We start from the raw sequence: 15,726 nt of genomic DNA, 5'->3' as shown, positions 1-15,726 counted from the left end.
TGGAAAAAAGAATGTCTATAAAAAAAATTGGTAGCTTTGAATGGATGCAATCAACAGATGGTCATCTCACCACTAAAGAAAAACTTAAACTTCTAAATGAAATTCTTTTGCCTAGTATGCTGGGTGTTATGAAGTCTCAACTTCATATTGGGAGTTCAAAAAGCAATATAAATTTAAAAGATATAAAAGTTCCTGATACTAAGATTATTGTAGAAGCGATAAATGAGCTGAATGAAAAAGCTCCAGGTACTCTTATCAATCATTCATGGAGAACTTATTTTTGGGGTGCTGCGATAGGCCTTCAGGATCAAAGAAAATATGACCCTGAAGTTTTATTGGTAGCTTCTTTGTATCATGACATCGGTCTTACAGATAATCATAAAGAATCAAAAGGTTGTAGATGTTTTACATATGAGAGCTCAATGCAATTTGAAAAGAAAGCAAAGCACTTAAATTATGACGAAAATAAAATCAAAACTGTCAAAGATGCTATATGCATGCATATGAATGGTCATATTGCTGAAGACAATGAATCTGAAGTGATTCTTCTTCAACAAGGTGCATCCTGTGATGTAGTCGGGGATAAATTATTTACCTTATCAAAGGATTATAGAACGGAAGTTCTAGAGAAATATCCACGTCTGAGATTTAACTCAGAATTCAAAAAATTATTAGCAGAAGAACGAAAAACTGTTAAAAGCTCACGAACAAAATTCTTATCACAATTAGGTCTACCAGTGATGATTTCCATGAATCCATTTGGGGAATAAAGCCATGAATGAAACTTTTCTTTTTAATAATAAGTTCCCTGTTACAGTAAAAAAATTCGAAGCAGGTAAATCAACATCTGAAAATATAACTTTTATATTATTGCCTGCAATTGGTGTACCAATTAAAAAATATCAAAATTTTATAGCTGAACTAAATAGCTATGGATTTAACGTAGTTACTGCAGACTATCCTTGTTGTGGAGAAAATCAACCTCACATTGAAAAAGGCAAAGACTACGGATATGCGGATTTAGTAAAGGATTTTGTGCCTCATTTAATCAGTTCTGCTGATACAAAAAATATTATCTTACTTGGACACAGTCTTGGTGGGCATTTAGCAACTTTATATGCAATCGATAAAACAATACCTGTCATAGGAATTGCAACCGGTAATATTCATTATAAAAATTGGGATGGCCTGGGGAAACTCACTATTCTGAAAGCTGTCGGCTTATTTAAAATTTTAACAAATTTATATGGTTACCTACCAGGCTATAAGATTGGATTTGGATTTAAAGAAGCTAAGACTTTAATTAAAGATTGGTGCCACACTGCCCTTACAGGTAATTATAGCTACTATTTAAATAATGATAGTTTATCCGAAGCTAAGGCTTATTTTATTAATATTAAAGGTGATGATTTTGCCCCCCTGCAGTCAACAAAAAAATTAGCAGAAATGTTTAATAAATATAAACTCGAAAGTATTGATTTGGGAGAAAATTTTAAAGGAAATAAACATAGTAGCTGGCTTAAAGATCCCAAACAAATAGTGAAGGGAATTAAAACAAATATAGGTGAGTTATGCTAAACAAAATTCATTTCCTTAAAAAAGAAAGTTTTTATCTTTTTTTTATTTCAATAATTTTAACGATAATTTTATTCAACAAAATAAATATTATTTATTATGTGGTCTTTTTTTTATTGATTGATTTAATCGGATATATACCAGGCAGAATATGGAATTTATTTAAGGGTGACAAGGATACCGCAAAAATATTCTATAAACTTTATAATCTATGTCATAACTTTGTCACCATAACAATTATCAGCCTCATTTGGCTTTATTTCGTCAAGAATGATTATAGTTTTATTGCTCTGTATACGCATTTATTTCTTGATAGAGGTTTACTTGGTAATTTCCCGAAGGAAGAAAAAGATACATTTAAAACCCCAACAATTAATCTAGTGGATTGAGTTACTATGAATTTACCTGGTTTTTTATTAGAAGCTACTAACATAAAAGCAAAAGTTGAAAGTAATATTTTGAATGATTGGTTTACTACTAAAAGTACTGAAAATAAGATAGGTACTTTTAAGGAAGATATCCAATTAAATAACAAATATTTAGAAAATTCTCTAAAACAAGAGCTTAGCTTTAAATCATTAACAGAATTTTATGCTTCTAAAGCAATTCTAGATATTGTGAAAATAGCACCCTCATTAAAAGAATATGATTTTTTAAACACCCTATTAATTGATGAAACTCACCATAGTTATCTTTTTAGAACTTATCTTAAAGATAATGGTTTATTAGCCCTTACAAACCCTTTAGAAGAGATGGCTGAAGTACTAAACCATTCTCATCAACAAGTTGTGATTCCTTTTCAGGATTTTATTAAAAAGTGGGTAGTTGATAAAAACGATTTTTATGCGGGTATTAGTATTATTACAATTATTTTGGAGGGGATCCTTGCGCCAACAGCAGAATTAAGTGAGGTTAAATGGCTTCCTTTTTATAAAAAAGCATCTGAAATTCAGAGATATGCCAATGTGGATGAGGTTAGGCATCTAACAATATGTGCCGAAATTCTTAAATCAAAAGTAAATACTAATCCAGAAATTAAAAATAGTCTTCAAGAATGCATTCATGAAGGGTTGAATATCTGGAATACCTCTAATATTCAAAATATTATTTTGCAAAGAGAATCTCTTTATCAGCAAGGGATAGAAGAAAATCAACATTTAATCGAAGATTATTATTTAGTTGATGGAATATTACTTAAAGATACATCTCCTGAGATGCGTCTTGAAATTTCAAACTCCATGGTTCATCAAATGCAAAAATCACGACTCGAGTATATAGGGATTTAACTTAATGATTAAAAATAAATTAGTTAATAGAGCTTCTACTCATATTGTCCATTTATATTTAAACAGTACTTTGAGAATTATTGGTAATATTTTAGATAAAGCCAGTAAAGAAAACTATGCACTTAAAGAGCAAATTGAAGATTTCAGAGATGGGGCTAGAATTTTATTTAAAATTAATTATTTAAAAAATGGATATATTGTTTTACAGGTCTGGAATAACTCTTTTCATCTTATTAACGAAAATGAGAAATCTATTACTGATTATGACTTGGCGATCATAGTTAAGCACCCCATTCTGGCGTTTAAAATATTAACTCTCCAAGAGAGCAATACAGTAGCTGTAGCAAATAATAGATTCTTAACAAGCGGTGATGCTTCGTTGGCTATACGTTTTATCAATTGTCTAGAAATTATTGAAGCCAATCTCTTACCTTCATTTATTGCTAAAAATATTGTTGCTAAGCATGAGCATATTCCAATAAGTGGAAAAATTAATTTTATAAAAAATTTAATTATCTGAGATATAAATAATGTTTAATAACTATGAATTTTTTAGCCCTGTACGAATACTATCGGGAATAGCAACACTTAAATGCTTACCAGAAATCATTCATAAGCTTGATGGATCTAGTGTTTTCATCATGACAGATAAAGGAATTTCAGCAGCGAATGCGCATGAGCCTGTAATAAATGTCTTGAATGAAAATACTATTCCATTTGTGATATTCGATGATATTCCACCAGATGGTAGTGTTAATGCAGTCTACACTGCACGTGAACTGTATGAAAAGCATAGATGTAATTTGATCATTGCCATTGGGGGTGGATCTGTAATTGACACTTCTAAGGCATTAAATATTGCAGTCACTTTACCGGGTGATCTCGAGAAATATCTAGGAGTAAATAATCTTCCACATAGATTAAAACCTTCTATCATCATTCCCACAACTGCTGGTACTGGTTCAGAAGTTACTGCTGTTGCAGTTGTTGCAGATAAACATAAGAAGCTGATTTTTAACTCACCATATTTAATGGCTGATTATGCCCTACTTGATCCGCTAATGACGCTAAATTTACCGTTGTATATTACAGCAATGACAGCAATGGATGCTTTAACACATTGCATCGAGGCATATACTTGCAATGGCAGAAATCCGATTTCATCTGAACTTGCCTTCTCAGCCATTAAAAAAATATTACTTAACCTACCTATAGTAATGAAGGACCCTCAAAATCTTGAATCAAGATTGGCTCTAGCAGAAGCATCTACTATGGCAGGAATGGCATTTTCTAATTCAATGGTTGGTTTAACACATTCTTTAGCACATGCATTAGGTGTTAATTTTAAAGTCCCTCATGGTTTGTGTTGCAGTATTTTTCTACCACATGTCTTAGAGTTCAATAAAAATTATATTTTAGATGAGTTAAGTGAACTCTCTTTACTTTTTCTAACAGAAAATGAGTATAAATCCAGCAGCAAACAAAACCGTGTAGAACTCTTAATCAAGAAAATCAGTCAATTAAAACAAGAGTTAGAAGAAATGTCTAAACTTCCTTCTAAGCTTAGATCAACCAATAAAGTGCAATTGGATGATTTTAATTTTATTGCAAAAAAAGCCTTGGTTGATGGCTCCATAATTTATAACCCAGTAAAGCCTACAAGGCATGAAGTTATTGAAATCTTAGAAAAAGCATGGTGATATAAATGAATATAATGCAAGAAAATAATTCTGACCACATAGTAGTTAAAGATAAAGTAAGTTTAAAAGAATATCTGCAAAACAATAAACTTTTATCTGTTTCTTTAAATACTAAGGCAAATGAGTCAAACGAGTCTCTAAAGTCCCTTTCTGACCTTATTCGTAAAAATGCGGCATTAGAGCCAAGTTTGGGAATAGCTTTAACTATGCATCACCATATTGTTTTAGTTTTAGCTAAATATCCAGAGATTTTCAGAAATGCATCTCAGATATTGAAAGAAGTGATTCAAAATGAAGCATTGGTCGCCTCTGCTTTTGCAGAAGGAAATGCTGGCGTAGATGTCTTTAATCCTTCTTCTGAAATCACTATCACCAATGACTCTTTCATCTTAAATGGTCAAAAGAAACCTTGTACTTTATCAAGTATCTCTGACTTTTATGTCTTATCAACAGCATTAGACAATAAACTTAAATTAATTAACTTACCCTCTAAAAGAGAGGGAATTTCAGTACAATCTTTTTGGAACTTAGATGTTTTCAAATATTGTGATAACCAAGCAGTAATATTTGAAAATGTAAGTTTACAAGAAGAAGAGCTTTCCACTCTACAAGATGATGAATTATCACTATGTTTAATTTATGGGTTATCTTTATTTAATTATTTTGCAGTAAGTGCATATATTGGCATAGCTGAAGAATTAATGAATAATATTCCAGAAAATTTATCGAATATTCCAAATATAAAAATAAGATTAGTTGAATTTACTAATTTGAATACTACCCTCTTATCTCAAATAAACAATATCTGCTCTGAGAGTATTCTTACCGAGCAGAGCTTAAGTGAAGTTCTAAATTTGAGATATTTGGTAGAACAAAATTTAGATAATATTAAATCCTTTGTTCTTCAAAATATTGGTGGAATAAATGTAATGAAAAACCCATCAATTTTAAAATTAGTTAATCATATTGAAATGCTTAAATATCATCCAACAGGTAAATTTCAATTTTATAAGCAATTCGTTTAAAAGAGATAAAAAATGTATAAAATTAATGAATATCGCCAAAATCTTCTAAATAAATTTAAAATTAACCTTAATCCTCAATCTGCTAAAGACAATATTTTTTACTTGTCTAATGGTCAGATTGCTTATGATTATTTAGCGCAATACGGGGCTGTACCTTTTGGTCATAATCCAGAATTTTTAAAAGAAGCCATTCAAAATTATTTTTCTTCTAACCAGGCTAATTTCATACAACCTAATATTCATCCTAAAGTTGAGGAGTTTGCTACAACTTTAATTGAGTCAGTTAATTCCAATCTATATTCCAGATGTATAACCACGAACAGCGGAGCTGAAACAGTTGAGGCTGCCCTGAAGTTGGCTCGTATTAAAACTGGTAGACGTAAGGTCCTTGGTATTTTTAAGGGCTTCCATGGTAAAACATTTGCAGCCTTATCTGCGAGTGGATCAAATCGCTTCAAAATGCCTTATATTCATGACAGTGATAGTTATGAATATGTGAATTTAAATGATACAGATACCTTGATCAACAAATTAAGCACGAATGAATTTGCTGCTTTTATTGTTGAACCAGTATTGGGTGAAGGAGGAATGATTCCAGCTACATGTGAGTTTTTAAAACTGGCTGTTGAACTCTGTGAGCAACATGGGACTATGTCCGTTTTTGATGAAATTCAAACTGGCTTGGGACGGTTAGGTGATATTTGTGCAGCAAAGAAATATGAAATATTCCCAGATAGTATTTTATTTTCAAAGGCATTAGGAGGTGGAATTGTACCTATTGGTGCTGTAATTTATAAAGAACAATTTTATGATTTTAATTTTGATAAGAAACATAGCTCTACATTTGCTAACAACTCCCTTTCTGCAACAGTTGCTCTAAATGTTATTAATCATTTGAATAACCCTGATAACAAGATATATGAAAATGTGAACAATTTAAGTAAATATCTAGATGAGTGTATAAGAAACCTTACAGATCAATATTCAGATATTATTAAGTTTACTGGTCAGGGATTAATGCGTGCTTTTGAGTTTTATAATAAAGAGGCTCAGCAAAATATATTGATTAATTTCTGTCAAAATAATGGCAGCCTAGCTTATATCATTTGTGGTTTTCTTTTGAAGAACTATAATATATTTATAATGCCTCTATTATCTCAACCATGCTCAATTCGATTTGAACCTCCATTAAACATTAATTCTCAAGATATTGATCGTTTTATTAATGCATTGGAAGAAATTTGCAAAATAATTAAGAATGGACGTTATGATGTACTGTTCGGAAATTTGATAGATATAGTTAAAGATTCTTTACCAGATTTGAGTATTTCATTCCCAGTTTCTTATGTAGATGACACTAAAATAGCCGAAATTAACTATAAAACTGAAGATAAAAAATTAAATACAGGTAAAACATTTGCTTTCTTCATTCATGCTACCTCCGCTGAAGATCTAGTAAATACATTCCCTTATTCGATTAAACAAAATTTTAATGATAATCAACTGCGGCAGCTTGCGGATGAAATTCTGGATATTGCTCGAATCGATTACAGCCCAGATGTAGGCGCTTTTTTTAGTGTATACAACGATAAGACATATGCAAATGGAATGTTTATCTTTTCCCCACTTAGCCCAAAAGATATGATGCGGCTGAATGAAAAAGAGAAACTAGACTTAATGCTTGAATACCTGCAAGTCGCTGAAGAAAATGGTGCTGAGCTGGTAGGACTAGGCGCATACACATCAGTAATCGCTAATGGTGGGACAAGCATTTTACCTCATGCTAATAACCTTACAGTTACTAATGGGAATTCACTTACTGCTCTTTCCACAGTAGAGAGCTTATTTTCACTAATTGAAGATAAAAATGTAGAAAATGCATGCGCGGTCATTGTAGGAGCAAGAGGATCAGTAGGGAAAATAGCTGTTTCAGGAGTGGCCCACAAATATGGCAATTTAATATTGGTAGGCCGGCCAGGAAGTGAATTAAAAATTCAGCAAGAAATTATTCCTTATTTAATACAAAGCTGTCTAACTACAGATTATGAAATTTCAAAAAATTCCTTTTTTGACAAATTGAGTTCTTACCTAAGTACTACTGATTATAAGAAGATCAATTTTGATAAATTAGTTGATGATTTTCTTAAGTTAGGACTCTCTGTGGAGGTCGATTATCAAATTGCTTTCTCGAAAGCAGATGCAGTCATTTCAGCGACAAGTGAAGGCAAAGGCTTCCTCAATACTAAATATCTCAAAAAATCGGCTTTAGTATTTGACGCCGCCAGACCTTTTGACTTCGTAAATGATGATGACTTCAAAATTTATGAAGGGGGTCTAGTTAGACAACCTAATGAAGTATTTTATAGCGACTGTAATATGGTAAAAGCTCCAGCTGGAATTAATTTAGCTTGTTTATCAGAAACTATTGCACTAGCTTTGGATAATACGGAAGAACATCAAAGTATTGGGAAAAGTATAGATTTCAAAAAAGCAAGCAACATTTTAAATGTTGCTAAAAAGCAAGGCTTTAAGTCAGTAAACTACAACGTAGAATAAGAGTTAACTATGTTTTCTATTAGATCCTTACATACTAATGAATTAATTGGTACAGAACTTCTAGACCTTTGCGGAAGTTCTGTATCTCCTCTACTTTTTGAAAAGAATCTCACTTGGTTTATATCTGATAAATCCGCTATAGCTTTTTTTCAGTATAAAAATACTTTGATTAGCGTGGGTGGAATCCTAGCAAGTCAAAATGATAAAGAACAAACACTCAAAAACTTTTTGAAATACTGTAAAGACAAGAAATACCAATATCTTTTTCTACATTTTCCTAAAGAGGATATTCCAGTTTTCGAAAACAACTCATTATTGATTAATCAATTAGGAGCATCTTATACAATTGATATTAAAAACTACTCACTTGAAGGAAAAAAGTTCCAGCAACTGCGTAATAAAATTAATAAAGCAAAAAAAAGTGGTGTTTCAGTAGAAAGAATTGATGAGCAGGCTAATTTTGAAATCCTTAAACCTAGACTTAAAGAAATCAATAAATCTTGGTTAAAAGGCAAAAAGGCTAAACACTTAACGAATTTGGTTACTGATTTTGAAACCTTAAATTTAGATTCCGGACTTCATAAGCTCTATACAGCTAATAAGGAAAATGAGGTCATCGCATATATTATATATAGTAAAAACTTTGGTAAGTTTAAGGGGTGGTTTCACAACATAACTCGTAAAGCCCCAGATACTCAAGATGGAGTAATGCAGTTAATCAATCAGAAAGCACTCAATGAATTAGAGGATTTAGATTATCTTAATTTTGGTTTTACACCTTTGGTGGAACTACAGCCAAATTTGAACTTTAATTCCTCCCCTACTTTTCATAAGATAATGAAATTTATGGAAAGTAAAGGTGGTGTTGTCTATCCTGCTCGTTCACAACGGCAATATAAAATGAGCTGGCGACCACAGATAATTGATTATGAATATATTGCATTTCCACAAGGAAAAGCTATCAAATCTCTTTTGACCCTATTACGTTCAACAAATAGTATATGAGTAATTTTCAAAAATTTAAGGACACCATGAGTTTTTCCTCTCATGGGGTTTCTTTATTTAGCATTAAACCTCGAGACAACCATATATTAGGTACAACTATTACTTCTTTTATGAGTGTCTCGACTGAACCTAATTGTTTTTTATTCTGCCTAAACCAAAAACTTAAGGTGAACAATCATCTTGATGTAAAAAGTTTGATTAATATACATTTTCTTAATAGTAAGCAGCAATATATCGCGGAAATATTCTCGAACAAGCGTGATGTAGATGCTTATAAAGATCTGTTTACTCTGGATGAGTCTAATAATGAAAGATTATTTTTAAAAGATTCAATTGTTGATATTTTTGCACAAATTAGATCAATTAGTCCTATAGGTTCTCATAACATTTATATTTGCGAAGTAATTAATAGTGATATAAATGAATACGTTAGCTATAATCCACTAATTTATTACAACAGAAAATATACTTCAGTAAAGTAGTAGTGATTGTTGTCATTATAAATGATAGCTGTAGGCTTTTTTAATTAAGTTATTAAAATTAATTCAATATGCTCAAATTAGTTGAGCATATTGAATTAAATTAAACTTATTTTGATGCCATCATTTATCATTGTCTGATGATTGAACGTAAGAGAGCTATAACAAATAGCTTTTTATAAATATAACTTTACGTAAAGTTGATAAAAATTTAGAAAAATTGATCTAACCCCAAAATTATTGAAAACACTTGTTTTAGAATTTTATTTGAACAAAAACCCCTACTTCATGAACCATCAATGTCTAAAATTAAAAATTAAAATCATAACTTATTATTATTACTATTCTATTTTTAAAATTGGCTTATGAACTAGATTTTAGGTGAACATAAGTTAAATAAGATATGTAGAAACCTACCTATATAAGACTCTGGCTACTCTGCGTTGCTACTACGCCGTTTATTCTTTGCTGTGGTTAATTATTAAGCTTATCCTAATGTCTGCTGAGTCTTCGCGCTCTTAATTACCTTTTGTATAACCCTATTTCTAGTTTTAGCCAGAATAATTCTCTAGGCAGCCTTCTACAAAATGTAATTACACTTTTATATTTGCCCTAGCGAGCTGATCGACTCACTACATCCTAAATTCATGATCTGTATTTATGGTTACTGGATACCTAGAGATTATTTTGCTAAATCGCCTTTTGGCTCCTAAAGTTATTAATTTGCTTAGGCTAAATTGCAATACACAAAAAATTTTCTATCTTATTGAAATTTATATAAATATTTTTAAAACCCTCTTTACATGCTCTTAAAAACTGATATAGTACGTGTGTGTAGCTATTCTTTAAATTTAACCTGCTGCTAGATCTCAAATTATATAAACCATAGCTAAATCACAAAAAAATAAGATCCAACTCAAAGCTGTCTTTTGACCTTTTCTCTTTAAATTTTTATTGAGGTGTCATATCTAATTTAACCAAGATTCATACAATAATTTTTATAATTTAAATAATGGATAATTAAATATGGATCGTTTGAAAGTTATTTTATTGATTACAAGTACCTGTTTAACAACAACACTTTATGCCAAACAACAAGTTGTCTGTGTTTTTGACCCAATTGGTAAGTCTGGAGAAGCTTTTGCTTTAGCAAAGGATTATGCTCTTGAAGCTAAAAATTGGGGAGCTGATCTATCTTTAAAAGCATATGTGGATGAACGTGTTGCGGCTGAAGACTTAAAAGTCGGCAAATGTGATGGCGCTATTATTAGCGGTTTACGTGGCCGTCAGTTTAATAAATACACAGGATCTTTAGATGCGGTTGGCGCATTAACAAATATGAAAACCGCAATTAATGCCTATAAGCTGTTGTCTTCACCCATGGCCGCCAAAAATATGGTGGTAGGCCCTTACGAAATTGCAGGTTTAGGGACTATTGGCCCTGCATATTTATTTGTAAATGATAGAAGTATCAACACTCTCGCTAAAGCTGCCGGTAAAAAAATTGGAGTATTTAAATATGATGAAGCCCAACCAAAGCTTGTGCAACAGGTTGGCGGTCAGGCTGTATCGGTAGACGTGACTAACGCTGGTGCGAAGTTTAATAACCATGAAATTGATATTGTGCCCGCTCCTATTGTGGCGTTTAAACCTTTTGAGCTATACAAAGGTTTAGGTGAAAAAGGAGCTATCGTTCGTTTCCCTCTAACTCAAATTTCAGCAAACTTCATTATTCGTAAAGACCAGTTTCCAGCAGGTTTTGGGCAAAAGTCTCGAACTTGGGTAGCCAGCCAACTAAACAGAACGTTTGGCATTATTGCTAAATATGAAAGTGATATTCCTTCAAAATATTGGATGGATATTCCTAAAAATGAACAATTAAACTATATGAAAATGATGCGCGAGGCTCGTATACAGCTAACCAAGGCAGGTATTTATGACCCTAAAATGATGAATTTTTTGAAAAAAGTGCGATGTAAAGAAAACCCAAGTAATTTTGAATGTGCATTAAATGATGAATAAATTAAGCAAACTTCTTGTTTCATCATTAACTTAAACCAATTTTCTTACACAGATGTTATTGGAATATCCGTGTTTATTTAATTAAGAAATTTATATATTGATTTTAAATTTCAACAGATAGAAAATCACTCGCAATCATACATAACTATAAGAGTTCTTATGCTTCCTAAGCAGAAAAAGAATATAGCCCTGTCCTACATTCTTCCTTTAATTATAGTTATTGGATTTTATGCCTTTTTTCGTGTATCTATTCTTCCTTATATTTATACCCAGCAAGCAGAGCATCAACTTTTAACAGCAAACAATCAAACAACTGAGATTTATTGGAAAGAACCAGACCTCTTAGCCGATAAAAAGTATCCAGCAATTATCTTCTTACATGGTATTCAGAAAGATAAACAAGGTGCTAAAGCCTTTGTACGCTCAGGCTTGTTAAATGAATATGCTAAAAAGAACTTTTTTAGTTTTGCTGTATCTATGAGTGGATATGGTGAGTCATCTGGGAAATCAGACTTTTGTGGTAAAGCCTCACAAAATCATCTTGTACAAGCCATTAATTTTGCTCGATCACAGCCCGATGTTGACCCAAACAAAGTTGCAGTCGTTGGTATTAGTTGTGGGGCATCTATAGCGAATGTTGTAGCTAACTCTGCAAAGATAAACGCTTTGATTCTTGTATCTGGGTTTTATGATTTTAAAGGTATGTATGCCGAGTGGAGTTCTAACACTAGAGCGCTACCATCACATGTAATGAATGAAATAAACCAAACCATTGCTGCTGAAAAAAATATTGAAACAGCGTCCGCAGCTAGATCATCACTACCAATTTCATCTCAATATCCATCTACTCTTATATTGGTTGGCACTAAAGACCCTATTGTTGACCCAAAGCAAAGTATTCAGCTACATCAATTACTTGATAGTAAAGGTATTCCAAACACCTTAGAACTTATTCAGGATGCCAAACATCCTGTGCCTACTAATGTATGGAAAATTAAAACTGATTCATTTTTAGCAAAAACTTTGAATATAAAAAATTAAGTGATCAATGGATTGCTCTGTAGATACCTTATATCAACCCTCAAACAAGCTTTTTATGTATTTAAAAAAGTAAAAGAAAAGTTATGCACCCAAACGGGGTACGTCAATTTGTGACGCAATACAGACCTTTCTATATGGATAATTTTTAATTTTTTTGTTTAGATAAAGATCCATTAATAAATTGGAGATTACATATGGAGTGGGTTAAACTAATTGTTGAAGTCTTATTAAGTCTTGGCTTTTTAGGCACAGTTATTAAATGGTTTTTTTTACCAAGATTTCGTATTGAATTAAAAAAGAAAAATTTCAAAGAAGATAAGGTAGAGTTGGATAATTACTTGGATGCATGTGAAAAATTTAACCAAGGTGAAAATTCATTGCAACCTATCCAATTCCAATATATCACTAATCAATTTTTGGGAACCAATAGATATCACTATAGTTTGTTCAATAAAAGAATTAATAATCTATGGAATTTCAATAAGCTTTTTTCAGACTTAAATTTTAGTTATTTCTTTATCAAACAAAATATAGTAAATGATCAGGTATATTTAGAATATACTTTTAAAGAAAAAACAATTGAGAAAATCAAATCAACCGCAATAACAATACTTATTTTTGCGGTATTAGTTTATTTAGGTTTAATAATATTTGAAGTTTTTTTCCTTCAAGATTTAATTTTAAGTAAACGCATAGATAATAATGCATATTCATTTTATAAAATTCTTTCATGTGTAGTATATGTTGGTCTGATCTTAGGAGCATCATACTTTGGTGGTAAAGCAAGTACCGCTCTATATTTGAAAGATATTTTTGATATTAAGGATAAAAATATTAAACTTGAAAATCGCAGTTCAACAATACGTTTAGATAGTTAAATTATTCCATCACTTTATTAGATAGCATTAATAGTGTTTAGTAATTGCATTAACTATTGATCAAAATTAAATTTGATCAATAGTTAATATTATAAAATCACAAAACCGAATTTCCCACTCACCCGATGCCCCTCAAAAACACCTACAACACCCTTTCATCAACTTCATCTGAACTTAAACACTGAATGATTGCACCATCAATCATATATAAAAATAGTTTGGCATCGGGAAAGAAAAAATCGACGTTAAGCACTCTAAGCTGGCTATATATTTCATTGCAAGGCTTAAAAAGTTAAAACTGCTAGAGTAATGGTATCTAAAATTACAATTTATTTTAAAAATTTCTGACGAATAAGGTGGCTATAGAATAAGTTTTTAAGTCCAAACCATAAAGCCAATATATTGTATTGATTAGTATTATCCATTCAATCTAAAAACAACCATATAGATTATGAATCTATATGATTGTTTTTAGTCCTATCTAGTTATTATGGGGATATTGGTATCTGCTGAGACAGAACATGCTGAGCATTCGCTTTATTCTTTATAGTCTGCACTATTGAGTTTTTATCAATTAGTTTACTCTTATTTACTTTCTTAGTATTTTTAGTAGATGGTTTATCTGAGCTTTCAGAAGATGCTTTTTCTGTTACATCTACAAGTCCTTTTAATTTGTCAAGATATTCTAAACTATATTGATTAGCACTCTTGAATTTTATAATTAGTTTACTGCCTCTTAAATCTTCGACTTTAGTTGCTTGAGAAGCATCAAATGAAAGAGCACTCTTGGATAAAGATTTTAAACTTAATGGGTCTGCTGCTATAGTTAATTTCCCATCCTTTGTTGCATTAGCATTTAAGGCGATCTCTAACTCAATATCATCAACATAAACACCAGCTTTTACATTATCTGCATCCAATCTAGTCTTCATCGCAACTATACCATCAGCAATTTGAGGCAATGCTTCATCCACGCTTATCATTTTTCTTGTGTCTTGCTGCTCTTTATTGATTTGAAACGATGTACATCCTATTAAACTAAAACTAAGTATTAAGTACATTGCAGATTGATTAAAGTTATTCATAATTTTTTCCTTTTTTAATTATGTATTAAAATTTTAATCCTTTTAAACACATTACATATATATAATCTGACAAATGGTCATATTTTTTAAAATAATTTTAACTACATGTTTTTTTTTAAAAATTTTATTTAAATCTAATAATGGGCTGGAAAATAATATTTGGTGCAGACTATGCTATGGATGGCATCTATAGTAAATTTGGAAAGAAGAAAATTAGTGTCGGATCTTGTTTTGTTCCTAGTCTCAACTAGTCAATGAGTAGAGATAAATTGAGTAGAAATTCATTTAGGTGGGATGAATTTCTCATTATAAGAAATTAAAATATAATTACTATTTAAACAAGTTTTGATTACATGGAAATTTTCAAGAAAACATCTTTTTGGTTCTTTATAACTACTATTGTCTACTGTATAGCAATGCTTATTTATATTTCATTAAAAAACTTCCTATCCGAAAAAGCAGAAATGATATCAGCTTTTGGATCAATTCTTGGGGCTTTAGCAGCTTTTTTTGCAGCTTTTATAGCACTATATGTTTATAATGGTTGGAGAGTAACTGAAGACCATAAAACCCAAAATTCCCACATTAATAATGCAGTAAATTCATTCTTTAATTTGCAAAACACTTTAAAATCCACATTAGAACAATCTATTGAAATTAGTAAGCTTTGTTCTCAGCAAGATTTAGATTTTAAAGATAGGACGCAATTACTCATTATATCGAGTAAAATACAAACCGAAATTTCATTTTTTCTAAGAGAGCTTAAAATTCACTTGCAAATGTTTGCAACAATTAGCAATACAATAAATTTGTGTGAGGAATATGAGAAAATTATAGAAAATCTGGATAAAGACATATTAGAAAAGTTCACTACTCTAATTGAAGCGATACAAGACAAAATACCAAGTGAAATATTAAATACCTATAAAATTTATTCAGCTTATTTAGCCAAAGACCTAGTAATAAATTTACATAATAAGATAATTTTAGATATTACGAAGAGATCAAAAGCTACTAAGTGATCTAAAATGATATGAATATTTAAAATTAAATACTAATTTGTCCCAAATTTCA

Annotated in this window: 14 protein-coding genes and 2 pseudogenes; 14 read left to right on the top strand and 2 right to left on the bottom strand. The window is 31.0% G+C overall.

The window, feature by feature from the left end:
* Positions 1–11: 11 nt before the first annotated feature.
* The 12 genes from AC1PJ9_RS14095 (at position 12) to AC1PJ9_RS14040 (ending at position 13,567) form a co-directional block, all read left to right on the top strand.
* The gene (locus AC1PJ9_RS14095; RefSeq protein ID WP_151962823.1) at positions 12–770 is read left to right on the top strand and encodes an HD domain-containing protein; all 759 of its coding nucleotides are present in this window, start codon (positions 12–14) and stop codon (positions 768–770) included.
* A gap of 4 nt (positions 771–774) precedes the next feature.
* Positions 775–1,578, top strand: coding sequence for an alpha/beta fold hydrolase (locus tag AC1PJ9_RS14090; protein ID WP_311087596.1), 804 nt, complete (start codon positions 775–777; stop codon positions 1,576–1,578).
* Positions 1,579–1,970: 392 nt separating this feature from the next.
* On the top strand, positions 1,971–2,861 hold the full coding sequence (locus AC1PJ9_RS14085) for a hypothetical protein (RefSeq protein ID WP_281834545.1): 891 nt from the start codon (positions 1,971–1,973) through the stop codon (positions 2,859–2,861).
* A 4-nt stretch (positions 2,862–2,865) separates the two neighbouring features.
* Positions 2,866–3,381: a hypothetical protein gene (locus AC1PJ9_RS14080; RefSeq protein WP_311087595.1), complete on the top strand. Its 516-nt coding sequence runs from the start codon at positions 2,866–2,868 to the stop codon at positions 3,379–3,381.
* A gap of 10 nt (positions 3,382–3,391) precedes the next feature.
* Positions 3,392–4,561, top strand: a complete 1,170-nt coding sequence (locus AC1PJ9_RS14075) for an iron-containing alcohol dehydrogenase (protein WP_311087594.1) — start codon at positions 3,392–3,394, stop codon at positions 4,559–4,561.
* A 5-nt stretch (positions 4,562–4,566) separates the two neighbouring features.
* Positions 4,567–5,586: an acyl-CoA dehydrogenase family protein gene (locus AC1PJ9_RS14070; RefSeq protein ID WP_311087593.1), complete on the top strand. Its 1,020-nt coding sequence runs from the start codon at positions 4,567–4,569 to the stop codon at positions 5,584–5,586.
* 12 nt (positions 5,587–5,598) lie between these two features.
* A complete protein-coding gene (locus AC1PJ9_RS14065) occupies positions 5,599–8,142 on the top strand; it encodes an aminotransferase class III-fold pyridoxal phosphate-dependent enzyme (protein WP_311087592.1) in 2,544 nt (847 codons plus the stop codon).
* Between the two features lie 9 nt (positions 8,143–8,151).
* A complete protein-coding gene (locus AC1PJ9_RS14060; protein ID WP_311087591.1) occupies positions 8,152–9,147 on the top strand; it encodes a phosphatidylglycerol lysyltransferase domain-containing protein in 996 nt (331 codons plus the stop codon).
* Positions 9,144–9,629, top strand: coding sequence for a flavin reductase family protein (locus AC1PJ9_RS14055; RefSeq protein ID WP_151962830.1), 486 nt, complete (start codon positions 9,144–9,146; stop codon positions 9,627–9,629). Before AC1PJ9_RS14060 ends, AC1PJ9_RS14055 begins: the two co-directional genes overlap by 4 nt.
* Positions 9,630–10,652: 1,023 nt before the next feature.
* Positions 10,653–11,648, top strand: coding sequence for a putative multidrug efflux protein AdeT1 (gene adeT1, locus AC1PJ9_RS14050; protein ID WP_311087590.1), 996 nt, complete (start codon positions 10,653–10,655; stop codon positions 11,646–11,648).
* Positions 11,649–11,807: 159 nt separating this feature from the next.
* A complete protein-coding gene (locus AC1PJ9_RS14045) occupies positions 11,808–12,689 on the top strand; it encodes an alpha/beta hydrolase family protein (RefSeq protein WP_311087589.1) in 882 nt (293 codons plus the stop codon).
* 194 nt (positions 12,690–12,883) lie between these two features.
* A complete protein-coding gene (locus tag AC1PJ9_RS14040) occupies positions 12,884–13,567 on the top strand; it encodes a hypothetical protein (RefSeq protein ID WP_311087588.1) in 684 nt (227 codons plus the stop codon).
* 142 nt (positions 13,568–13,709) lie between these two features.
* Here AC1PJ9_RS14040 and AC1PJ9_RS14035 read toward each other — a convergent pair.
* Positions 13,710–13,844, bottom strand: a pseudogene (locus AC1PJ9_RS14035) (TetR/AcrR family transcriptional regulator); the annotation flags it as partial.
* Between the two features lie 211 nt (positions 13,845–14,055).
* Complete coding sequence (locus AC1PJ9_RS14030) at positions 14,056–14,652, bottom strand: hypothetical protein (protein ID WP_311087587.1); 597 nt, start codon at positions 14,650–14,652, stop codon at positions 14,056–14,058.
* 173 nt (positions 14,653–14,825) lie between these two features.
* Here AC1PJ9_RS14030 and AC1PJ9_RS14025 point away from each other — a divergent pair.
* Positions 14,826–14,972, top strand: a pseudogene (locus AC1PJ9_RS14025) (DUF4113 domain-containing protein); the annotation flags it as partial.
* 33 nt (positions 14,973–15,005) lie between these two features.
* Complete coding sequence (locus AC1PJ9_RS14020) at positions 15,006–15,674, top strand: hypothetical protein (protein WP_311087586.1); 669 nt, start codon at positions 15,006–15,008, stop codon at positions 15,672–15,674.
* Positions 15,675–15,726: the final 52 nt, after the last annotated feature.

This window comes from Acinetobacter sp. 70_2, assembly GCF_056736115.1.
Note: the sequence above shows the minus strand (reverse complement) of the source record. Positions and strands in the feature narration are given on the sequence as shown.